Origin of the sequence: Escherichia albertii NBRC 107761 = DSM 17582, from assembly GCF_000759775.1 — a bacterium.
GTDB classification, from domain to species: domain Bacteria; phylum Pseudomonadota; class Gammaproteobacteria; order Enterobacterales; family Enterobacteriaceae; genus Escherichia; species Escherichia albertii.
The window spans coordinates 1-21001 of record NZ_BBMY01000048.1 but is presented as its reverse complement, the minus strand read 5'-3'; the positions used below and the strand labels follow the sequence as shown (position 1 = coordinate 21001).

At 49.1% G+C, this 21001-nt stretch carries 29 protein-coding genes and 2 pseudogenes; 20 read left to right on the top strand and 11 right to left on the bottom strand.

Features of this window, described 5'->3' with window-relative positions; translation table 11 throughout:
• Nucleotides 1-211 precede the first annotated feature (211 nt).
• Complete coding sequence (locus EA14781_RS10655; protein ID WP_000681105.1) at nucleotides 212-589, top strand: inner membrane protein YbjM; 378 nt, start codon at nucleotides 212-214, stop codon at nucleotides 587-589.
• Between the two features lie 31 nt (nucleotides 590-620).
• Here the strand turns inward: EA14781_RS10655 and grxA are convergent, their stop codons facing one another.
• Nucleotides 621-878: a glutaredoxin 1 gene (grxA, locus tag EA14781_RS10650; RefSeq protein ID WP_001195235.1), complete on the bottom strand. Its 258-nt coding sequence runs from the start codon at nucleotides 876-878 to the stop codon at nucleotides 621-623.
• Nucleotides 879-1053: 175 nt separating this feature from the next.
• Between grxA and EA14781_RS10645 the strand changes: the two genes are divergently transcribed.
• The 11 genes and pseudogenes from EA14781_RS10645 to EA14781_RS25235 all read left to right on the top strand — a co-directional run bounded on the left by EA14781_RS10645 (nucleotide 1054) and on the right by EA14781_RS25235 (nucleotide 9482).
• Entirely contained in the window at nucleotides 1054-1341 is a 288-nt protein-coding gene (locus tag EA14781_RS10645; protein ID WP_001202454.1) for a YbjC family protein, read from the top strand.
• A pseudogene (gene nfsA, locus EA14781_RS10640) lies at nucleotides 1325-2048 on the top strand (nitroreductase NfsA). The gene EA14781_RS10645 and the pseudogene nfsA overlap by 17 nt, the downstream one beginning before the upstream one ends.
• Nucleotides 2049-2107: 59 nt before the next feature.
• Nucleotides 2108-3010: a 30S ribosomal protein S6--L-glutamate ligase gene (gene rimK, locus EA14781_RS10635; RefSeq protein ID WP_000684342.1), complete on the top strand. Its 903-nt coding sequence runs from the start codon at nucleotides 2108-2110 to the stop codon at nucleotides 3008-3010.
• 87 nt (nucleotides 3011-3097) lie between these two features.
• Complete coding sequence (locus tag EA14781_RS10630) at nucleotides 3098-3574, top strand: type III secretion system chaperone family protein (protein ID WP_002430164.1); 477 nt, start codon at nucleotides 3098-3100, stop codon at nucleotides 3572-3574.
• Between the two features lie 350 nt (nucleotides 3575-3924).
• Nucleotides 3925-5037 carry a spermidine/putrescine ABC transporter substrate-binding protein PotF gene (gene potF, locus EA14781_RS10620; protein ID WP_000729431.1) on the top strand — a complete coding sequence of 371 codons (1113 nt, stop codon included), beginning with the start codon at nucleotides 3925-3927 and terminating at the stop codon, nucleotides 5035-5037.
• Between the two features lie 94 nt (nucleotides 5038-5131).
• On the top strand, nucleotides 5132-6265 hold the full coding sequence (potG, locus tag EA14781_RS10615; protein WP_001000603.1) for a putrescine ABC transporter ATP-binding subunit PotG: 1134 nt from the start codon (nucleotides 5132-5134) through the stop codon (nucleotides 6263-6265).
• 9 nt (nucleotides 6266-6274) lie between these two features.
• Nucleotides 6275-7228, top strand: coding sequence for a putrescine ABC transporter permease PotH (gene potH / locus EA14781_RS10610; RefSeq protein ID WP_000105418.1), 954 nt, complete (start codon nucleotides 6275-6277; stop codon nucleotides 7226-7228).
• Nucleotides 7225-8070, top strand: a complete 846-nt coding sequence (gene potI / locus EA14781_RS10605) for a putrescine ABC transporter permease PotI (protein ID WP_001061642.1) — start codon at nucleotides 7225-7227, stop codon at nucleotides 8068-8070. Before potH ends, potI begins: the two co-directional genes overlap by 4 nt.
• A 59-nt stretch (nucleotides 8071-8129) precedes the next feature.
• A complete protein-coding gene (locus EA14781_RS10600; RefSeq protein ID WP_000389264.1) occupies nucleotides 8130-8618 on the top strand; it encodes a YbjO family protein in 489 nt (162 codons plus the stop codon).
• A gap of 40 nt (nucleotides 8619-8658) precedes the next feature.
• Nucleotides 8659-9377: pseudogene (locus EA14781_RS25705) on the top strand (class I SAM-dependent methyltransferase); the annotation flags it as partial.
• Nucleotides 9375-9482, top strand: a complete 108-nt coding sequence (locus EA14781_RS25235) for an OmpW family outer membrane protein (RefSeq protein ID WP_031322271.1) — start codon at nucleotides 9375-9377, stop codon at nucleotides 9480-9482. The pseudogene EA14781_RS25705 and the gene EA14781_RS25235, both read left to right, overlap by 3 nt.
• Nucleotides 9483-9527: 45 nt before the next feature.
• Here the strand turns inward: EA14781_RS25235 and EA14781_RS10590 are convergent, their stop codons facing one another.
• From EA14781_RS10590 to EA14781_RS10545, 10 genes are all read right to left on the bottom strand, one after another.
• Nucleotides 9528-10658 (bottom strand): phage integrase Arm DNA-binding domain-containing protein, encoded by a 1131-nt coding sequence (locus tag EA14781_RS10590; protein ID WP_000113680.1) that lies wholly within the window; start codon nucleotides 10656-10658, stop codon nucleotides 9528-9530.
• A complete protein-coding gene (locus EA14781_RS10585) occupies nucleotides 10636-10884 on the bottom strand; it encodes an excisionase (RefSeq protein ID WP_000113190.1) in 249 nt (82 codons plus the stop codon). Before EA14781_RS10585 ends, EA14781_RS10590 begins: the two co-directional genes overlap by 23 nt.
• A 64-nt stretch (nucleotides 10885-10948) precedes the next feature.
• The gene (locus EA14781_RS10580) at nucleotides 10949-13420 is read right to left on the bottom strand and encodes a 3'-5' exonuclease (protein WP_000048385.1); all 2472 of its coding nucleotides are present in this window, start codon (nucleotides 13418-13420) and stop codon (nucleotides 10949-10951) included.
• Nucleotides 13421-13515: 95 nt separating this feature from the next.
• On the bottom strand, nucleotides 13516-13704 hold the full coding sequence (locus EA14781_RS10575; RefSeq protein WP_000199475.1) for a DUF1482 family protein: 189 nt from the start codon (nucleotides 13702-13704) through the stop codon (nucleotides 13516-13518).
• Nucleotides 13701-13889 (bottom strand): cell division inhibition protein DicB, encoded by a 189-nt coding sequence (gene dicB / locus EA14781_RS10570; RefSeq protein ID WP_000449175.1) that lies wholly within the window; start codon nucleotides 13887-13889, stop codon nucleotides 13701-13703. Before dicB ends, EA14781_RS10575 begins: the two co-directional genes overlap by 4 nt.
• A 519-nt stretch (nucleotides 13890-14408) precedes the next feature.
• Complete coding sequence (locus tag EA14781_RS10560; protein WP_000394531.1) at nucleotides 14409-14783, bottom strand: hypothetical protein; 375 nt, start codon at nucleotides 14781-14783, stop codon at nucleotides 14409-14411.
• Nucleotides 14784-14805: 22 nt separating this feature from the next.
• A complete protein-coding gene (gene ydfC, locus EA14781_RS10555) occupies nucleotides 14806-15024 on the bottom strand; it encodes a protein YdfC (RefSeq protein WP_001171957.1) in 219 nt (72 codons plus the stop codon).
• Nucleotides 15025-15053: 29 nt separating this feature from the next.
• Nucleotides 15054-15182: a protein YdfB gene (ydfB, locus tag EA14781_RS25700; RefSeq protein WP_000344924.1), complete on the bottom strand. Its 129-nt coding sequence runs from the start codon at nucleotides 15180-15182 to the stop codon at nucleotides 15054-15056.
• A 1-nt stretch (nucleotide 15183) separates the two neighbouring features.
• Complete coding sequence (locus EA14781_RS10550) at nucleotides 15184-15339, bottom strand: DUF1391 family protein (protein WP_000379612.1); 156 nt, start codon at nucleotides 15337-15339, stop codon at nucleotides 15184-15186.
• 253 nt (nucleotides 15340-15592) lie between these two features.
• Complete coding sequence (locus EA14781_RS10545; protein ID WP_000753627.1) at nucleotides 15593-16054, bottom strand: helix-turn-helix domain-containing protein; 462 nt, start codon at nucleotides 16052-16054, stop codon at nucleotides 15593-15595.
• 107 nt (nucleotides 16055-16161) lie between these two features.
• Between EA14781_RS10545 and EA14781_RS10540 the strand changes: the two genes are divergently transcribed.
• From EA14781_RS10540 to hokD, 8 genes are all read left to right on the top strand, one after another.
• Nucleotides 16162-16437, top strand: coding sequence for a YdaS family helix-turn-helix protein (locus tag EA14781_RS10540; protein ID WP_001053425.1), 276 nt, complete (start codon nucleotides 16162-16164; stop codon nucleotides 16435-16437).
• Nucleotides 16421-16846 carry a toxin YdaT family protein gene (locus tag EA14781_RS10535; RefSeq protein WP_000702041.1) on the top strand — a complete coding sequence of 142 codons (426 nt, stop codon included), beginning with the start codon at nucleotides 16421-16423 and terminating at the stop codon, nucleotides 16844-16846. The genes EA14781_RS10540 and EA14781_RS10535 overlap by 17 nt, the downstream gene beginning before the upstream one ends.
• Nucleotides 16847-16917: 71 nt before the next feature.
• Nucleotides 16918-17970, top strand: coding sequence for a DnaT-like ssDNA-binding domain-containing protein (locus tag EA14781_RS24835; RefSeq protein ID WP_001262413.1), 1053 nt, complete (start codon nucleotides 16918-16920; stop codon nucleotides 17968-17970).
• Nucleotides 17963-18424, top strand: a complete 462-nt coding sequence (locus EA14781_RS24830) for a replication protein P (RefSeq protein ID WP_000139458.1) — start codon at nucleotides 17963-17965, stop codon at nucleotides 18422-18424. The genes EA14781_RS24835 and EA14781_RS24830 overlap by 8 nt, the downstream gene beginning before the upstream one ends.
• A gap of 33 nt (nucleotides 18425-18457) precedes the next feature.
• Nucleotides 18458-19228: a DUF1627 domain-containing protein gene (locus EA14781_RS10520; RefSeq protein ID WP_000450704.1), complete on the top strand. Its 771-nt coding sequence runs from the start codon at nucleotides 18458-18460 to the stop codon at nucleotides 19226-19228.
• Between the two features lie 15 nt (nucleotides 19229-19243).
• A complete protein-coding gene (locus tag EA14781_RS10515) occupies nucleotides 19244-19669 on the top strand; it encodes a DUF977 family protein (protein WP_001151161.1) in 426 nt (141 codons plus the stop codon).
• 174 nt (nucleotides 19670-19843) lie between these two features.
• Nucleotides 19844-20509: an epoxyqueuosine reductase QueH gene (locus EA14781_RS10510; protein WP_000150294.1), complete on the top strand. Its 666-nt coding sequence runs from the start codon at nucleotides 19844-19846 to the stop codon at nucleotides 20507-20509.
• A gap of 237 nt (nucleotides 20510-20746) precedes the next feature.
• Nucleotides 20747-20902: a type I toxin-antitoxin system toxin HokD gene (gene hokD, locus EA14781_RS10505; RefSeq protein WP_000813254.1), complete on the top strand. Its 156-nt coding sequence runs from the start codon at nucleotides 20747-20749 to the stop codon at nucleotides 20900-20902.
• Nucleotides 20903-21001 lie beyond the last annotated feature (99 nt).

Here is a 21001-nt window from a genome sequence, read left to right as displayed (position 1 = left end):
TGTTTTTACCAGAACTCAGGGCGCAGATTCATTCAGCGCACCTAAACGATAGTAAAGCAACAATATATTTTACTAGTGTAATCACATTAGGTACCAGCGGCTATAAGAATTGCGTTGGCCTATATTAGCATGGAATGCGAAGCGGCTTTATCTTACTGAACGCCACACTGGCGAAAAATGTGTTCGATAGACGCAGTGTCAGGAGGAACGAGTGAAACATAAACAACGTTGGGCGGGGGCAATCTGCTGTTTTGTCCTTTTCATTGTGGTGTGCCTCTTTCTGGCGACGCATATGAAAGGCGCTTTTCGGGCTGCCGGGCACCCTGAAATCGGTCTGCTGTTTTTCATTCTTCCTGGAGCGGTTGCCAGCTTTTTTTCACAGCGTAGAGAAGTTCTTAAACCGCTGTTTGGCGCAATGCTGGCAGCACCGTGCTCGATGTTAATTATGCGACTGTTTTTTTCTCCCACCCGCTCATTTTGGCAGGAGCTGGCGTGGTTATTAAGTGCAGTCTTCTGGTGTGCGCTGGGAGCGTTGTGCTTCTTATTTATCAGCAATCTGTTCAAGCCACATCACAGAAAAAATCAATAAAGCCCTCAAACAGAGAGGGCTTATCCGGCGATCAGGCGTCAAGATTCTCTTTCACCCATGCGGCAAAATCGGTATAGCCGCCAATGTGTTGCTGATCGACAAAAATCTGCGGCACGGTTTCTACAGGCTTCCCGGCTTTCTGCTGCAAATCTTCTTTAGTGATCCCTTCAGCACGAATATCAACATACTGATACTGAAAATCATCACGTTCGTTGCTCAACTGCTCTGCCAGATCTTTCGCTCGCACGCAGTAAGGACATCCCGGGCGCCCAAAAATAACGGTTTGCATTGTTTCTCTCCTCACAGGTTGATGTTTGTCATGATCACGCCAAAGCTTATTCGCTAAAAGTAGGTTTAGGCTGTTGCATTGATTGGCTAAAACTATGATTGATTAAAGCTATAACTGTTAAGCACAACGTAACGAAAGGTTTTAAACTGGCTGTTCACTTTGTAGAGGGAAGCTTATGCGCGCGATGGGTAAATTGCCTAAAAGCGTGTTGATACTGGAATTTATCGGAATGATGCTGCTGGCGGCGGTGCTGTTATCGGTAAGCCACTACCTTACGTTTCCGGCGCCGTTTGCTACGCCAGAAGCGCAAATTCTGATGATTTTTCTCGGTGTTTTACTCATGCTTCCCGCTGCCGTGGTGGTTATTCTTCAGGTGGCAAAACGACTTGCCCCACAATTGATGAACCATCCACCGGAATCTTCACGTTCAGAAAGAGAAAAAGATAATGACGCCAACCATTGAACTTATTTGCGGTCATCGCTCCATTCGCCATTTCACTGATGAACCTGTTTCTGCTGCGCAGCGGGAGGCGATTATTAACAGCGCCCGGGCGACGTCCAGCTCTAGTTTTTTGCAGTGCAGCAGCATTATTCGCATTACCGATCCCGCACTGCGTGAAGCCCTGGTGCCGCTAACCGGTGGGCAAAAACACGTTGCGCAAGCTGCAGAGTTCTGGGTTTTCTGTGCCGACTTTAACCGTCATTTACAGATTTGCCCGGATGCCCAGCTTGGTCTGGCTGAACAACTGCTTCTCGGTGTGGTTGATACGGCGATGATGGCGCAAAATGCGTTAACTGCGGCGGAATCGTTGGGATTGGGCGGAGTATATATTGGCGGCCTGCGCAATAACATTGAAGCGGTGACGGAACTGCTGAAATTGCCAAAGCATGTTCTGCCTCTGTTTGGTCTGTGTCTTGGCTGGCCGGCGGATAATCCAGATCTTAAGCCGCGTTTACCTGCCTCTATTCTGGTGCACGAAAACAGCTATCAACCGCTGGATAAAGAAGCGCTGGCGCAATATGACGAGCAATTAGCGGAATACTACCTCACTCGCGGCAGCAACAATCGTCGGGACAACCTGGAGCGACCATATTCGCCGGATGATTATTAAAGAGAGCCGTCCTTTTATTCTTGATTATTTACATAAACAAGGTTGGGCGACGCGCTAAATCGGTAATGCCGGTGTATGATACGCCGGCTTTTGGCCAGGTTGACAGAGAGGTACAGGGTGAAAATTGCCATATTGTCCCGGGATGGAACGCTCTATTCGTGTAAGCGGCTGCGTGAAGCTGCGATACAGCGCGGTCACCTAGTTGAAATTCTCGATCCGCTTTCTTGTTACATGAACATTAATCCTGCTGCGTCTTCGATTCATTATAAAGGGCGCAAGCTTCCTCATTTTGATGCAGTGATCCCGCGTATTGGTACCGCCATTACCTTTTATGGTACGGCAGCGCTGCGCCAGTTCGAGATGCTGGGCAGTTATCCGCTGAATGAATCCGTCGCCATTGCTCGCGCGCGTGACAAATTGCGCTCAATGCAGTTACTGGCGCGTCAGGGCATTGACCTGCCCGTCACGGGCATTGCGCATTCGCCGGACGATACCAGCGATTTGATCGAGATGGTCGGTGGCGCGCCGCTGGTGGTCAAACTGGTCGAAGGCACACAGGGAATTGGTGTGGTGCTGGCGGAGACGCGGCAGGCGGCGGAAAGCGTGATTGACGCATTTCGCGGGCTGAACGCTCATATTCTGGTACAGGAATATATAAAAGAGGCGCAAGGGTGTGATATTCGTTGTTTGGTTGTCGGCGATGAAGTGGTTGCGGCAATTGAACGGCGAGCGAAAGAGGGCGACTTTCGTTCCAATTTGCATCGCGGTGGTTCGGCAAGTATTGCCAATATCACGCCGCAGGAGCGCGAAATTGCTATTAAAGCCGCGCGGACGATGGCGCTGGATGTTGCGGGGGTAGATATTTTGCGTGCTAATCGTGGACCGTTAGTGATGGAAGTGAATGCGTCGCCAGGTCTGGAAGGCATAGAAAAAACGACCGGTATCGACATCGCGGGTAAAATGATCCGCTGGATTGAACTTCACGCGACGACAGAATTTAGCCTTAAAACGGGCGGTTAATTGCAATATCGTTGTTGATCATGGTTTTGCCTGCGCTTTTTGCGTAAGCTGTGCCGGTCTTTTTATCGGAAGAGGTTGTACAAAATTATGACATCGCTGGTCGTTCCTGGTCTGGATACGTTGCGTCAATGGCTCGATGACCTGGGGATGAGTTTTTTTGAATGTGATAACTGTCAGGCGCTGCATTTGCCGCATATGCAGAATTTCGACGGTGTCTTTGATGCCAAAATCGATCTGATTGATAACACGATCCTGTTTTCTGCTATGGCCGAAGTCAGACCATCTGCCGTGTTGCCGCTGGCGGCAGATTTATCGGCTATCAATGCCAGTTCGCTGACCGTGAAAGCATTTCTTGATATGCAGGATGATAATCTGCCAAAACTGGTGGTTTGCCAGTCTTTATCTGTTATGCAGGGTGTGACCTATGAACAGTTTGCATGGTTCGTGCGCCAGAGCGAAGAGCAGATTTCGATGGTTATCCTCGAAGCCAATGCCCATCAACTGCTACTGCCTGCCGAGGATGAAGGGCAAAACAACGCGGCTGAAAACTATTTCCTTCACTGATAACTCCTTTTGATCTCGCAGTCGCTGTTGCAGTGACTGCGTGTCGTAATATTTTCTGCTGAATTTAACCTTTCATTAAAGATTATTTCACTTATATGGTGGCGAATTCGTTTTATCGCATAGATCAAATGCGAATAAAAATTTGCTAAATGCCGTTTTTTAATTACAGCTATAGTTTCAAACCCTGGCTAAAGTTATTCTTGCGAGGCTTTTATATAGCGAGCAATGCTGGCCGGGAGAGAGTTCTCTTTTTTTACACCGTGCCGATAAAGAATATGCACGTTTATTGCATATCTTTCAGTGTGACAATTTTTGTTCGTTTGTTAACGAACTTTCAGAAGGAAAGAGATATGGCTGCCTTAAATAAAAAATGGCTATCGGGTCTGGTTGCAGGCGCTCTGATGGCTGTCTCTGTCGGCACGCTCGCGGCTGAACAAAAAACACTTCACATCTATAACTGGTCTGATTATATCGCCCCGGATACGGTAGCTAATTTTGAAAAAGAGACCGGTATCAAAGTCGTCTATGATGTTTTTGATTCCAACGAAGTACTGGAAGGTAAATTAATGGCGGGGAGCACGGGATTTGATCTTGTTGTTCCGTCAGCCAGCTTTCTTGAACGCCAGTTGACCGCGGGTGTGTTCCAGCCGCTCGATAAAAGCAAACTGCCAGCATGGAAGAATCTCGATCCAGAACTGCTGAAGCTGGTGGCAAAACACGATCCCGACAATAAATTTGCCATGCCGTATATGTGGGCAACCACTGGAATTGGCTACAACGTTGATAAAGTCAAAGCAGTGCTGGGCGAAAATGCTCCCGTTGATAGCTGGGATTTAATCCTGAAACCAGAAAATCTGGAAAAACTGAAAAGCTGCGGTGTCTCTTTCCTCGATGCGCCGGAAGAAGTTTTTGCCACCGTGCTGAATTATCTCGGCAAAGATCCGAACAGTACTAAAGCGGATGATTACACCGGGCCGGCTACCGATCTGCTGTTAAAGCTGCGCCCGAACATTCGTTATTTCCACTCTTCTCAGTATATCAATGACCTGGCGAATGGCGATATCTGCGTTGCTATTGGCTGGGCGGGCGATGTCTGGCAGGCGTCTAACCGTGCGAAAGAAGCGAAGAACGGCGTGAATGTTTCCTTTTCGATTCCTAAAGAAGGAGCGATGGCATTCTTTGATGTCTTTGCCATGCCTGCGGATGCCAAAAATAAAGATGAGGCTTATCAGTTCCTGAATTATCTGCTACGCCCGGATGTGATTGCGCATATCTCCGACCATGTGTTCTATGCCAATGCTAACAAAGAAGCAACGCCGCTGGTGAGTGCGGAAGTGCGTGATAACCCAGGAATTTATCCTCCGGCGGATGTCCGCGCGAAGTTGTTCACTCTGAAAGTACAGGACCCCAAAATCGACCGTGTGCGCACCCGCGCCTGGACCAAAGTGAAGAGCGGAAAATAATCTGCTGAATCAGAAGCCGGACGGGAACAAAGCTCCTGCCGGCAATTCGCACCATCATGGTGCGCTTGCACACATTAAATGCCGGAGAGCAGCCGTGAATGACGTTATCTCTCGCCCGCAGGCGAAAAACCGTAAGGCGCTGACACCGCTATTAGAAATCCGTAATCTGACCAAATCTTATGAGGGGCAACATGCAGTCGATGATGTCAGCCTGACCATTTATAAAGGCGAAATCTTTGCACTGTTGGGCGCGTCCGGTTGTGGTAAGTCTACGTTGCTACGGATGCTGGCAGGTTTCGAACAACCCTCTATCGGACAAATCATGCTTGATGGTGTCGATTTGTCACAGGTGCCGCCTTATCTGCGGCCTATCAATATGATGTTTCAGTCCTACGCGTTGTTTCCGCATATGACCGTGGAGCAGAACATCGCCTTTGGTTTGAAGCAGGACAAACTGCCAAAAGCGGAAATTGCCAGTCGGGTCAATGAGATGCTCGGGCTGGTGCATATGCAGGAGTTCGCTAAACGCAAACCACATCAGCTTTCCGGCGGTCAACGTCAGCGTGTGGCGCTGGCCCGAAGCCTCGCCAAACGCCCGAAGTTATTACTGCTTGACGAACCGATGGGCGCGCTGGATAAGAAACTGCGTGACCGGATGCAGCTTGAAGTGGTGGATATTCTGGAGCGCGTCGGTGTGACCTGCGTAATGGTCACCCACGATCAGGAAGAGGCGATGACCATAGCGGGGCGTATCGCCATCATGAATCGTGGAAAATTTGTCCAGATTGGCGAGCCGGAAGAAATTTATGAGCATCCGACTACCCGCTACAGCGCTGAGTTTATTGGTTCGGTTAATGTTTTTGAAGGGCTGCTAAAAGAACGCCAGGAAGAGGGGGTGTTGCTCTATTCTCCGGGACTGGTACATCCGTTGAAAGTGGATCCTGAAGCATCCGTGGTAGATAACGTGCCGGTGCATGTGGCGGTGCGCCCGGAAAAAATCATGCTCTGTGAGGAATCTCCTGCCGATGGTTGTAACTTTGCGGTGGGGGAGGTGGTGCACATTGCCTATCTTGGCGATCTTTCGGTGTATCACGTTCGTCTGAAGAGCGGACAGATGATTAGCGCCCAGCTACAAAACGCCCATCGTTATCGCAAAGGTTTACCAACATGGGGCGATGAAGTGCGCTTGTGCTGGGAAGTGGACAGTTGTGTGGTGCTGACGGTGTAAGGAGCAAAGATGAGTACACTTGAACCTGCTGCCCAGCCCAAATCGCCAGGCGAATTTAAGCTTTGGTTATCGCGGTTGCAAATGAAGCACGGGCGTAAACTGGTGATTGCGCTGCCCTATATCTGGCTAATCCTGCTGTTTCTGCTGCCATTTCTTATCGTCTTTAAAATAAGTCTGGCAGAGATGGCGCGCGCTATTCCCCCGTATACCGAACTGATGGAGTGGGCTGACGGGCAACTTTCCATCACTCTTAATCTCGGTAATTTTCTGCAACTGACCGACGATCCGCTCTATTTAGATGCTTATCTTCAGTCGTTACAAGTGGCGGCGATTTCGACTATTTGCTGTTTACTGATCGGCTATCCGCTGGCGTGGGCGGTGGCGCACAGTAAGCCCTCGACCCGTAATATCTTATTACTACTGGTGATCCTGCCGTCGTGGACCTCGTTTCTGATTCGTGTCTACGCCTGGATGGGAATATTAAAAAACAACGGTGTGCTGAATAATTTTCTGCTGTGGCTGGGGGTTATCGATCAACCGCTGACCATTCTGCATACCAATCTGGCAGTTTATATCGGCATTGTTTACGCCTATGTACCGTTTATGGTGCTGCCGATTTACACTGCGTTGATTCGTATTGATTATTCGCTGGTGGAAGCCGCACTGGATCTCGGTGCACGGCCGCTGAAAACGTTCTTTACCGTGATTGTGCCACTGACCAAAGGCGGGATTATTGCCGGATCGATGCTGGTCTTTATCCCGGCGGTCGGCGAGTTTGTGATCCCGGAACTGCTCGGCGGCCCGGACAGCATCATGATTGGTCGCGTGTTGTGGCAGGAATTCTTCAATAACCGTGACTGGCCAGTGGCTTCGGCGGTGGCGATCATCATGTTGTTGCTGTTGATCGTACCGATAATGTGGTTCCACAAGCATCAGCAAAAAAGCGTGGGAGAACACGGATGAATAATTTACCGGTCGTTCGTTCACCCTGGCGGATTGTGATTTTGCTACTGGGCTTCACCTTTCTTTATGCGCCAATGCTGATGTTGGTTATCTATTCGTTTAACAGCTCGAAGCTGGTGACGGTGTGGGCAGGCTGGTCAACGCGCTGGTACGGCGAGTTATTGCGTGATGACGCGATGATGAGCGCGGTTGGTTTAAGCCTGACAATCGCTGCCTGTGCGGCGACGGCGGCGGCGATCCTCGGGACTATTGCGGCGGTCGTGCTGGTACGTTTTGAGCGGTTTCGCGGCTCAAATGGCTTTGCCTTTATGATAACTGCACCGCTGGTGATGCCGGATGTGATCACGGGCTTGTCGCTGTTGTTATTATTTGTCGCGCTTGCGCATGCTATCGGCTGGCCAGCGGATCGCGGCATGTTGACCATCTGGCTGGCGCATGTCACCTTTTGTACGGCTTATGTGGCGGTGGTTATTTCTTCGCGACTGCGAGAGTTGGATCGCTCTATTGAAGAAGCCGCGATGGATCTCGGCGCGACGCCGCTGAAAGTGTTTTTCGTTATTACGCTACCGATGATCATGCCAGCGATCATTTCTGGCTGGTTACTGGCTTTTACTCTGTCGCTTGATGATCTCGTCATTGCCAGTTTTGTCTCCGGCCCCGGAGCCACCACATTGCCGATGCTGGTTTTCTCTAGCGTACGGATGGGAGTGAATCCAGAAATTAACGCTCTGGCGACGTTGATCCTTGGTGCGGTTGGCATTGTTGGATTTATCGCCTGGTATTTAATGGCACGTGCAGAAAAGCAGCGGATACGCGATATCCAGCGTGCAAGACGTGGCTGAAGACACTAAAATTTGCCAACTTGGCTATATTATGCCGCGCAGGTTGCGGCATTGTTTTCATGGAAGACGAAACGTTGGGATTTTTTAAGAAAACATCTTCATCACATGCCCGTCTGAATGTACCCGCGATGGTACAGGTAGCGGCGCTTGCCATTATTATGATCCGCGGCCTTGACGTGCTGATGATTTTCAATACGCTGGGCGTGCGTGGTATTGGTGAGTTTATCCATCGTAGTGTGCAAACCTGGAGCCTGACGCTGGTCTTTTTAAGCAGTCTGGCGCTGGTATTTATAGAGATCTGGTGCGCGTTCTCACTGGTGAAAGGCCGTCGCTGGGCACGTTGGCTCTATCTGCTGACACAAATCACTGCGGCCAGTTATTTGTGGGCAGCCTCGCTCGGTTATGGGTATCCAGAGCTGTTTAGCATTCCCGGTGAATCAAAACGCGAAATCTTTCACAGCCTGATGTTGCAGAAGTTGCCGGATATGCTCATCTTGATGCTGCTATTCGTGCCCGCTACCAGTCGGCGGTTCTTCCAGTTGCAATAATGTGTATAATCGTCGCCCCTGATGATGTGAAGGTCAATGTATGCAGTGCGCACTTTACGACGCGAGTCGCTGTCGTTCCTGTCAGTGGATAACCCGGTCGATTCCAGAACAACTTTCCGCTAAAACCGCCGATCTTAAAAACTTACTTACCGATTTCCCGGTTGCGGAATGGTGCGTGCCAGTCTGCGGCCCGGAACAAGGGTTTCGTAATAAAGCCAAAATGGTGGTGAGTGGTAGCGTTGAAAAACCACTGCTCGGTATGTTGCATCGCGACGGCACACGGGAAGACCTTTGTGACTGTCCGCTTTATCCTGCCTCATTTGCGCCCGTTTTTGCGGCGCTAAAACCGTTTATCGCTCGTGCGGGGTTAACGCCCTACAACGTGGCGCGTAAGCGTGGCGAACTGAAATACATCCTGCTGACTGAAAGCCAGAACGATGGCGGTATGATGCTGCGTTTTGTACTGCGTTCCGAAACCAAACTGACGTAATTGCGTAATTGCGTAATGCGTTGCCGTGGCTACAGGACCAACTACCTCAGCTTAAGGTCATTACCGTCAATATCCAGCCAGTGCATATGGCAATTATGGAAGGGGAGACGGAGATTTACCTGACTGAGCAACAGGCGCTGGTGGAGCGTTTTAACGATGTGCCGCTGTGGATCCGTCCGCAAAGTTTCTTCCAGACCAATCCGGCGGTCGCCAGCCGGCTTTATGCCACCGCGCGCGACTGGGTAAGGCAACTGCCAGTGTGGTACATGGATATCGATACCACGGCTAAGTACAAATCTGGTGTTACTACCGTAAAAGACTCGGTACGACTGGATCCGTGGGTGTTTATGTTCTCCGCAGGATATCGTTTTTAATTTTCTCTGCAAAACCTCTGCAAAACCCCTCTGCAAAACTGGTCATCAAATGACCAGTTTTTTCCATTCCTTACCGCGTGCGTCGTTGTAAATATCGGTCATTTTTTGATTCGAATGGCCTAGCAAAATTTTGGTATCAACCCCCTGCTCTCTGAACAATCGCTCTGATAAAGATCTCTGCTCATGGAAAGAGGGTGGGGTGCCATTAGCACGCCAGTTGTAATCCACAGAATCCCGGGCTTTTTTAAATGCAACGGTTAATGTTGCTGGCTTAACCATCCCGCCGCGCTTAGCTGTCCCTTTCGCGTGATGGTGGTGCAATAGCCACGGACTAAGAACGCAATCGCGGCAGGATGACACTACATCATCCAGGGTGAGATTTAATTTATCGCAACGCAGAGCCAGAGGGATGGCAATCCGGGTTCCTGTTTTTTGCTGTTCGACATGAAGATAACCATCCCGGATATCCGAAAATTGCATTTTGCAAATATCTGAAAGGCGCTGGCCTGTCATCAGTGCCAGCAGCATACCGCGCTGTAAAAAGTAACCATTCTTTTCCGCTGCGTTATAAATCATCATCCACTCATCAAAAGTCAGTCGCTGTCTTGATATCCGCACCTGCGGTTTTTTTGCCGATTCTGCAGGGTTAAAGCCTGGCGGGACATCGCCCGTTTGCTGAGCTTCCCGGAAAACATCGATCAGTACTTTCCTGAAAATTTGTCCCATTCTGTTATGTCCTCTGGCCTTGTACTCTTCCAGTACTGATACCACATCTTTTACGGTTATGGCATCTAACGGTCTGGTGCCAAAACGTTCATCAAATACCCTGAGAGGGGCCGCTTTCTGTTTCAGCGTGTTGAGTTTGATCTCGCCGTTTTCATATCTTTCCTGTTGAATTTTTCTGTAATTATTCAGAAAAATGGTAACGGTTGATGAACCGCCGGTATCACTAATAATTTTCTCCTGCAGACTGAGCATTTGTTCCATTTGCTGCCGGGCAAGACGGCTGTTCGCTTCTGCTGCAATAGTTTCTGCCAGTTTCTGGTCAATACTGCCGAGACCGTGATTTTTGCCTGTTATGGGATGCCTGTAACGCCAGTAAACTTTGTTATTTCTTTTGTCAAAATACGGAGATAATCCCGGAACATCGGTTTTATATTTTCGCGGACGCGCCATCTTCCAGTATCCTCTTCAAAGCAGGGTGATCTGTGGCGATCACCTCCGGCTTGTTTACCATTCCGACAAAGCGAGCTTGCGGATCCACTCGCCAGCGTCTTCCAACTTTTTTGGGGAGAGGAAATATCATTCCGGCTTTAGCGTATTTACTTAACGTACTCGGAGTAGGGACCGGTTCACTGAATTCCTCTTTTGCCCACTCAGTGAGCAGAATAAGTCTTGCCATGAGCGTCGTTCGCTAATCATGGTCGCCGCCACTATAGCTGGTGGGCAACGACCGGGGTTGAACATTAAAAATCAGCCTGATTTGGGATCAGTTTTTGCCAGATAGCTGAAACGTATTTTGCCTGGTAACGGGCGTCATCAAGTGCATTATGGCGCTCACCTTCGAATGGAATAGCCGTTCTGGCATCGAAGTCTATGGCTTTCCCCAGCTCAACGATTGTGCGTACATCGCGATCGTTGTAGTAACGCCACGGGCAGGGGATCCCCTGCCGTTCGTATGAACGGCGCAAAATCGTGTTGTCGAAGTTGGCTCCATTTCCCCAAACCTGAACAAAAAATTCACCGGAGTTTTCGTCGATAAATTCCCGCAATTGTAACAGTGCATCATCTAACGGGATTTCATCGGTCATAATGGCAGATTGCGCTTCGCGTGATTGCTTAAGCCACCATTTAATGGTGTCCCGATCAATGACTCCGCCAGCAGTTTCCAGATCGATAGTCTTACTAAATTCCGGTCCCATATCTCCGGTTTGCGGATCGAAAAATATTGCACCTATTGAGATGATCGGGGCATCAGGATTTTTTCCCATGGTTTCAAGGTCGATCATTAGATGGTCACACGTCCTGCTGGTGGATGTGATTTCTTGATGACCGTTCACCTTAATTGAGTGATCTGCCGTCTCGCCAGTTTCATTATCGCTATCGTGATGCTGATTGCCGCCAGTGTTCTCCTTGTGTGGATGTTCAGCGCCTTCCATTTCCTCCGGATCATCTTCCTGAACTTCAGGCTGATACTCTTCATCGAATGTTTCCTGGTATGTTGCGTCGCCCATTACCGCGCCACAATCAGGGCAGTTGCCGCCGCCGGTCTGACCGCAGGCGGTGCAGACTTTTTCCACTTCCTGTTGCGCCACTGATTCAGGCTGTTTCGTTTCTGGCTCGTTTTGTAACGCATTTGGGCTGTTTTGTTCCGCTTTCTGGTCGTTCTGTTCCGTTTCTTGCTGGTTCTGGTTCACAGAATCGCGGGTCTGGTTCCCCTTAACCCATTTCGGATCATTCGGGTCGCTAATCCCTTCAACAAATTCACCACGTGATACTGCAAGCAGTTCATCGGCGTCAGGCTGGCTGATATTGGCTGCCTGCATAATTTTGTTTACTTCGTCAGCGGTAACTTTTACTGACCCTGGTTGTGCGGTCGTGTCAGATGCACCAGTATTTTGTTGTGAACCTGAGTATGTACCGTTTTTGCGGGCGAAATATTCTTCTTTCGTGATTTCAGTAGCCCCAGCAGACAGCGCCTTATCCAGACCAGAAAGTTTGTTTGCGCGACCGTATTTTTCGCCATCCTTGTCGGTGAAGAGGAAGTAGAACGGCCCCTCACGTTCTACAGATGGTTCGACTTCCACTTTGCATTCGGTTTTTTCGTTGTCCGGAATTGCCGTTTCCACTGCATCAGTTTCTGGTACTGGCGACGAGAGAGTATCAGTTGCGCTCTGATTTGTTCCTTCATCTTCAAACACGCCCTTTGTAGTCAGGTATTCAGTAATGTATTTGTTCAGTGCCACAGGGTCTTTGTGAATGTCGATCGGACGTTCACGGACAAGGCCAAAAATAGTCTGGCGGTCGTAGCGAAGGGCATCAGGTTGTTTGCGCATTGATGCCGAGATACGCTTCCAGTCTTCGCGGTCGTTGTCGATAACTTCATTTTTTGCCCAGCGATGGATGCTGCCGTCAATGTTTCCGGCATCCACATCACCAGGCCAGAGAGCGTAGGCCAGTTCGTCATCCAGTGTTTTCCATGTCTGCTTGTATTCGCGATGAATGGCAGCAATGACCGGGTTGATTTTTCCTGTTGAATTTTCAGTGTGCTGTTGATTGGCTCTGGCGCGGGCGAGATCAACAACAGACGTGTATTTTCCGGCTTCCTTGCGTTCACCTTCGCGACGTTTTTTCCAGATGCGCATCTCTGCCTGAATTTCGGGCCATTTGGCACCAGGCTTACATTTATGCTTAACCCACCCGATGGCATGCAGCTTAAGCTCCGGATACATGGCGTTAACTTCTGGCATTTTCATCAACGCTTCAACGATATGTCCGTCGAATGTTGCCATGTCTTCCTGCAACAATTCCTGTGCGCTAATAACCATATCAATGGTGATGTTTTCACATGTGTCGAACTTAACCATGACAGCGTTCTGTACTTCAGGGGCCAGCTTGTCAAAAGTGACGTTCATCGGATCTGATTCAGTCTCAACCGGGACAAAGGAAGCAGACGCCTCATCCCAGCGGTTTTCCTGCATATATTCAGCATCCCAGGAATCGAGGGCAGGGCGGGGTATGCCGGGTTTATCCTCACAGACAATAAATTTATAAGCGCAGTCCTGAGCTGCAGGGAATTGCTCCAGAAATTGCCAATGAAATTTTGCGCGTGCGCGACGCTCATCACCGGCTTCAATGGCAGTGGCCACCGCAACAACGCTATCTTCTTTTATGGCCTGTTCATCAGGAATAGCAGCGCAAATAAAGACCTTACTCATTTTGTTTTAACCTCATTACAGATTTCAGGGTGAACGAATCCCTGCCATTGCTGGCATTTTTAATCCGTTGGTATGGTGTTAATATGGCTGGAGGGTTATCCAGCCGGTGTTTCGTTATTCAGGTACAGCGATACTTTTTTTACCGGGAGGCATTCACCAGAAATTTTTTGCTCGTCTCTTGCCTGGAGGCAGGATTCTTTACTGGCATAAATTCCGGTAATCACATTCTGTGATTCACCCGTTATAAGAAAAACCGTCATCATCAGTGCAAATGCTGAAGTCATTGACGTTCTCCGAAAATACCAAGTTCAAGAAGAGCAATTCGGGAAAGTATGGAATTATCATTGAGCAGATAAGGCTCATATTTCCTCATATTAATGGCATCTTCAGTAAACTCCCGGTTACTGAGCAGAACACCAATATCAAAACAACCTTCAGACGTATTAACGTTTGGTAATAACGTTTCCATTATCGCGTCCTCAACAATGAATTTTGTGATGCAGTGCCTGGTGCCTCCAGGTGACGTTAACCAGTTAACAATTAACGCCGGATTAGTTGATGCTCGTTACGCCCGTAAAATACCGCCTTACTGCTTTAACTGTTCCGCGTGCGCATAGCCGCATTCACCGCATCACAAAATTCACTTTAAAAAGGGCGGATATCCGTTTCCGCCGAATCACCAGAAAAGTGATAACAGAGGGCGTTGCAGCGGGGTTGTCACTTAAGCGTATGGTCAACCTGACAACCCGGTGTCCTCAGCGGGGAAGGAATAACCCCGCCATACTTACCGCCGCGCCATTTCGCGGATTGCCACAACCGGAAGCGCACGGTCGAATTAAATTTAACGACTACCTACAGAGAGACGAACTTCGCCGTGCGCTTTCGCGTTATGCCCTGACTTTTCAGGGATATATCCTTTTCAGTAAACTGTCAGTGCCGGATTCTTATCCGTGTCCGGCGCACGCACTCTACCTCACCTGTGAATAAATTAATGATTAATTGATATTTTGTTGTTTGATTCAACTTTCCCATCGGATGTGTGATGCTTTAAATCACAGGAATTAATACTGCTTGCTGTAAAATGATTTTCAAGGGGAGCTATTCGAATCCCTTTCTTTTTCATTAACAAGCCAAATCCTTTATTAATGATGTCCATTAATTCCAGGAAGTATTTTTCATGTAAATCCTGGTTATCAGAGAGCTGCTTCTCTTCGCACAGACCGATAAAGGCACGACGCACGTTACCGGATATAGTATCGATGGTTTCTTTTTCTACGGTACTCAGGTCAAGAGTCGCCAGTTGGGAACGAACTATATTCGCTGCCATTTCCTGGAATTGCATTGGTAAATCTTTAAATTCCATTATTAGCCTCGTTGGTTAGCTATTAACGCGGGTATGTAATCATTCTGGCAATGCTTAATGCCGCTGCTTTTTCCAGCCTGGTGATATCCTGCTCCAGAGCGGACAGATTTTCAGCCTGCTTAGTCCTGGCTTCATTGGCCCATTTCAGATCCTGCACTGCATTAATTTTCTGGCGCATCCACTCATAAAGTTCATCATCGGTATAGTCTGGCGCGATGATGACGGGTTCTCGTTTCTGCATACTGATTCCTCGCGGTGCTGTTTCGCTTATCAGCCGTTAGATTTTCCCGAACTGGAAAGCGCCTGTTTAAATTCACTGAAGCTGAGAGCTTCTTCGCCTTCGGCAAGACCATCGAAGTATTCTTCGTAAGCCTTTTCCATGATTGTGTCGAAATCCATATCACTCACCTGAGTTTCTTTCCAGCCAGCGACGGGCACCATTTTCGGTTTTAAACGTTTTGCTTTTGGTATACGTCATCGCGGTGAATGTGCCGTCCTGGTTGGGAAACACGCCGTACACCAGAGATTCGTTGTTGCCAAGCTCGATAGTATCCATGCTGACCTCATTTCCCCTTAACGCCGGGTGGCGGAACTAAAACCTACAGCGCCGTGCTGTTCTTGATAGAAATATTGGTAAAGCAGATATTTTAAGTCAACAGTATGGCGTATGATATTTTTGATTTGGTAACTATGTAAATGTTTTTTCAAGGGAAAAATATTAGTTATACAGCTGATTTGCAGAAGTTATGGCACAAAAAAACCGACTAAGACGTCGGTTTTTTTGTTGTGGATGGGGTAGTGAGCGGTGGCTACTGGTTACGTTTCTTTAGTGCCAGCATGTTCTCGAAGGCTTCCTCGTAGAGCTTGTTTAGTCCACGTAGCTGGTTAAGGAGTTTGGTTTTTTCTGACGCAGGTAGAATCTCGAAGAGGTTAAGTAACTCTGCCTGTTCTTCATTGACCAGCCTCCATCCTTTGCCTGAAAAGTTATCATCATAAGTATCTGATGATCTTACATAATTCATTAAGTCTTTAAGGTCTTCTCGAATGTCCTCTGGTTTTACCTTTAACAGAGCCGCAAATTTTAGCGCAGCGTCGGTATTTACCGGTATCTTGCCGTTCAGATACTGGCTAACGGTGCCTTGAGATTCGAATCCCAACAACTCAGCCGCCAGCTCTTGAGTCAGCTTCAGCTCTTTTTTTCTTGCATTCCATGCGGCTTTTAAATTCTTGCTCGCTTCTGGAGTTGCAATCACTTCGCGTGTTTTTTTCATACATAGAGTTTATTTGTTTTACCAATATTATCAAAGATAGTCTGGCTATTGATCTTTAAAATTAGCGGGGCTAATATTTGCTCGAGGCATAACGTAGAAGGTTGGCTATGAACTTAAGAGACTATTTAAAAGAGAAACATATCACCCAGCTACAGTTTGGGAAGCTAACGGGTTTATCTCAGGTGCATGTAAGTCGAGTGCTGGGGGGCTATGAAAGATTCAGCCCTGAAAAAGCATTACGTGTTGCTGAAGTAACGAATTTCGAGGTTACACCTCATGAACTCCGGCCTGATATTTACCCGAATCCAACCGACGGCTTACCTGTTGGATTCAAGGCTAACACACCAAATGCATCGGAGTTGATTCATGAAAATCAGGCATGAGCACATCCGCATGGCGATGAATGCCTGGGCGCATCCGGACGGTGAAAAAGTTCCGGCAGCTGAAATAACCCGGGCTTATTTTGAGCTTGGTATGACGTTCCCGGAATTATATGACGACAGCCATCCGGAAGCCCTGGCTCGCAATACCCAGAAAATTTTCCGCTGGGTGGAGAAAGACACTCCTGATGCGGTTAAAAAAATTCAGGCGTTGTTACCAGCGATCGAAAAAGCAATGCCGCCTCTGCTGGTGGCCCGAATGCGCAGCCACAGTTCAGCTTATTTTCGGGAGCTGGTGGAGACGCGGGAACGACTGGTGAGAGACGCTGATGATTTTGTCGCAGTGGCGATCGCTGGTTTCAACCAGATGAATCGTGGTGGCCCTGCAGGAAATATTGTGGCTGTGCATTGACTCGCAATATTCATACCGGATCACTTCCGGCAATTTGTGAGTAAAAAGATTCGGTATCAGAAGAGGTGAGTATGGCTAACGCCTGGCTCAGATTATGGCATGACATGCCAAATGACCCTAAGTGGCGAACAATTGCCAGGGTGTCAGGGCAGCCAATTGCAACAGTGATGGCAGTGTATATCCACCTTCTGGTGAGCGCGTCACGAAATGTCACGACATGTCACGGCGTGTCACTACGTGGTCACATTGATGTCACGACGGAAGATTTAGCAAGTGCGCTTGATGTGACGGAAGAAGTAATTGATTCAATTTTACAGGCAATGCAGGGGCGGGTACTTGATGGAGATTTAATCACCGGATGGGAAAAACGCCAGGTACTGAAAGAGGACAATGGCAACGTTTCACAAACCGCGAAATCCCCGGCAGAGCGCAAGAGAGCGCAGCGCGAGAGGGAAAAATTACGAAAACAGAATGAGGGGTGTCACGACGAGTCACGCATATGTCACGACATGTCACGACGAGTCACGACAGATAAAGATACAGATAAAGATACAGATAAAGAATTAAACCCCACACATAACGCGCACGTGCGCGAGAGTGCTCCAACCGGTGAGTCGCATGGTACGCCGTTGCAGGCAGCAGAACCTGCATCCCTGGATGGACTGAGCGAACCCATCGGGAAATTTCCGATGGTCGATGACTGGCATCCGTCGCCGGATTTTCGACGACGGGCTGCGTTGTGGGGGATGGCTTTGCCGGAGCCGGAATTTACACCTGCTGAACTTGCCGCTTTCCGGGACTACTGGGCAGCGGAGGGGAAAGTTTTCACGCAGGTTCAGTGGGAGCAGAAATTCGCCCGTCACGTAAATCACGTCAGGGCGCAGGTTAAGCCAGTCAGCAAGGGGGTAAACCATGCAGCAGCACCAGGTGGCACCGCATCACGGGCAGTTCAGGAAATTCGGGCAGCACGTGAGCAGTGGGAACGTGAAAACGGATTTATCAGCGACGGAAACGGTCTGGAAGCTGTGGGAACTCATGGGGGAGGTTTATTCGAACCGCTGGACCCAGAAGAACGGGGCCGCACCTTCGAAGCTCTGGATTGCACAGATTGGCGCGATGACTGAGCAGCAAATCCGACAGGTCTGCCGCCAGTGCATGGACCGCTGCCGGGCGGGTGAAACATGGCCTCCGGACCTGGCTGAGTTTGTGGCGCTGATTTCAGAAAGCGGGGCCAATCCATTTGGCCTGACGGTGGATGCTGTGATGGAGGAGTACCGCCGCTGGCGTGATGAGTCCTGGCGATATGACGGAAGCGACAAATATCCGTGGCCTCAGCCTGTGCTGTACCACATCTGCCTCGAAATGCGTACCAGAGGGATTGAGCGCCAGATGACGCAGGGTGAGTTAAAACGACTTGCGGAACGGCAACTGACGAAATGGGCAAAGCATGTTGGTAACGGGATGAGTGTTCCGCCAGTGCGACGACAACTGGAAGGGGTGAAACACCCGCAAGGGCCAACGCCAATTGAACGGCTGAAACAGGAATACGAACGCCGGAAGGCAGCTGGTTTTATTTGAATCTGAGAAACGATTTTGTCGGAGGAAATTTTAATGGAAACCGTATTTGACGCACTGAAAGCAATGGGAAAAGCCACATCGGTAGAACTGGCCGCGCGACTTGATATCAGTCGTGAAGAGGTTCTCAACGAGCTGTGGGAACTCAAAAGAAATGGCGTCGTTGATAAAACTGGTCACACCTGGTTTCTGGCTGGCGAAGGTGAATCCCGGGTAACCGAAGAGCGGCCAGTAAAATCTGAAGCACAGGATATGCTGACCGGGGAGGTCGAACAAAAAGTTACCGCAGACATGATGATTGAGTTTATCGGTCAGGATGGTGCTAAAACGTGTGAGGAACTGGCGGGTAAGTTCGGCGTCAGTACTCGCAAGGTTGCCTCCACGCTGGCGGTGGTAACCGCAACGGGGCGGCTGGCACGCGTTAATCAGAACGATAAATTTCGTTACTGCATGCCGGGCGATAATTTACCAGCAGAGCCGAAAGCCGCGCTGGTAACGGAAAGTGATGGTAAGGCCTTTCCTCAGCCAGCAGGTGCTGCGTTACCAGTCCGGGAAGCCGCAACACAGGAAGAAATTAAAACAGAAACTGTGGCGGACATTGTGCAGCCGTTGCCATCGTTTACCGAAACGCAAGCAGATGAGCTGATTTTTCCGTCCCTTCGCAGGGCAAACCTGGCGCTGCGCAGGGCGAAAAGTGATGTTCAGAAGTGGGAGCGAGTCTGCGCCGCGCTGCGGGAGCTGAACAAGCACCGGGATATTGTTCGACAGATTACTGATTCTTCCCGCCGTGTTGTATCGGAAAAGTGATTGCCGGAGGCGCTTATGGCAAAAGTATTTACACAAGAAGAGCGGGAAAAAATTAAAGGGCAGGTTGTTGAACTTGTACGTCTGAGCGGTCGCGAGACGTTGCGGCAACTGGAAGCCAAGACAGGTGCGACAAGATATCTGATGAGTGTTCTCGCCAGAGAGCTGGTTGCCAGTGGCGATGTATACAACTCTGGTTACGGGTTATTCCCGTCTGAACAGGCGCGTAAGGACTGGCAAAATGCTCGCAAAAAACTCTCAAGGGCAAAGGTGAAGAAACCTGCAGTGGTTGATCCGGACCTTATCTGGTCGTTACCAGACGGCGAAATACGCCGCTACGACAGGCGCCTGAATATAATCTGTCGCGAGTGCCGGAAGAGCGAAGCTATGCAGCGTGTACTGGCATTTTATCAAGGAAATGTTAGGTATTTTAGACGTTACTAGATTAAAGAGCATTAGTTCAGATGTGAATTGACATTTTCATGGCGCAGGGTAGAGCCAGCGTGGTTGTCCGCTTTGCGTCAAAACCAGATATTACCAGATTTAGACATATATTCCCGATAGCCCTGCTCTGATGCTACACTCTGTGCTATTTTCATGACCCCAATAAAAATATTTATGACTATTGCTGATTTCAAACGGCCTAAATTGGAGCTCCCAAACGGGGCAAACAAACTACTACTGCACTCTTGCTGTGCTCCATGTTCCGGTGAAGTGATGGAGGCGCTTCAGGCCTCGGGAATCGACTACACCATCTTTTTCTACAACCCGAACATTCATCCTCAGAAAGAGTATTTAATTCGTAAGGATGAAAATATTCGCTTTGCTGAACAACACGGCGTGCCGTTTATCGATGCTGATTACGACACCGACAACTGGTTTGAACGTGCCAAAGGAATGGAATGGGAGCCTGAGAGGGGGATCCGTTGTACCATGTGTTTTGACATGCGTTTTGAGCGGACAGCGTTGTACGCTGCTGAAAATGGTTTCAGTGTGATCAGCAGTTCACTGGGCATTTCACGCTGGAAAAATATGCAGCAGGTTAACGAGTGTGGGCGGCGAGCTGTTGCGCATTATCCGGGTATGGTGTACTGGGATTATAACTGGCGCAAGCAGGGCGGCTCGTCCCGTATGATTGAAATCAGCAAGCGCGAAAAATTCTATCAGCAGGAATATTGTGGCTGTGTGTATTCTCTGCGCGATACCAATCTACACCGCAAATCTCAGGGACGCCCTCTTATCAAAATTGGCCAACTCCACTACGGAAAAGAAGAGAAGGAGTGATTTTATGGATCACCTTTCTGATTGATTTCATATTGGCGAGGTGACGTGAGTTAAGTAGAATGGCTGCGGGTGCTTGAGGCTATCTGTCTCAGGCATGAACACTGAAAGGCAGATAGAGAAAAGCCCCAGTTAACATTTCGCGTCCTGCAAGACGCTTAACATTAATCTGAGGCCCAATCTATGTCTCACAAATGTAGGTTAGCCTCTTACGTGCCGAAAGGCAAGGGGAAGCAGGCTATGAAGCAGCAAAAGGCGATGTTAATCGCCCTGATCGTCATCTGTTTAACCGTCATAGTGACGGCACTGGTAACGAGGAAAGACCTCTGCGAGGTACGAATCCGAACCGGCCAGACGGAGGTCGCTGTCTTCACAGCTTACGAACCTGAGGAGTAAGAGACCCGGCGGGGGAGTAATCTCCCGCCACCTCTGATGTGCCAGGCATCCTCAACGCACCCGCACTTAACCCGCTTCGGCGGGTTTTTGCATTAGTCT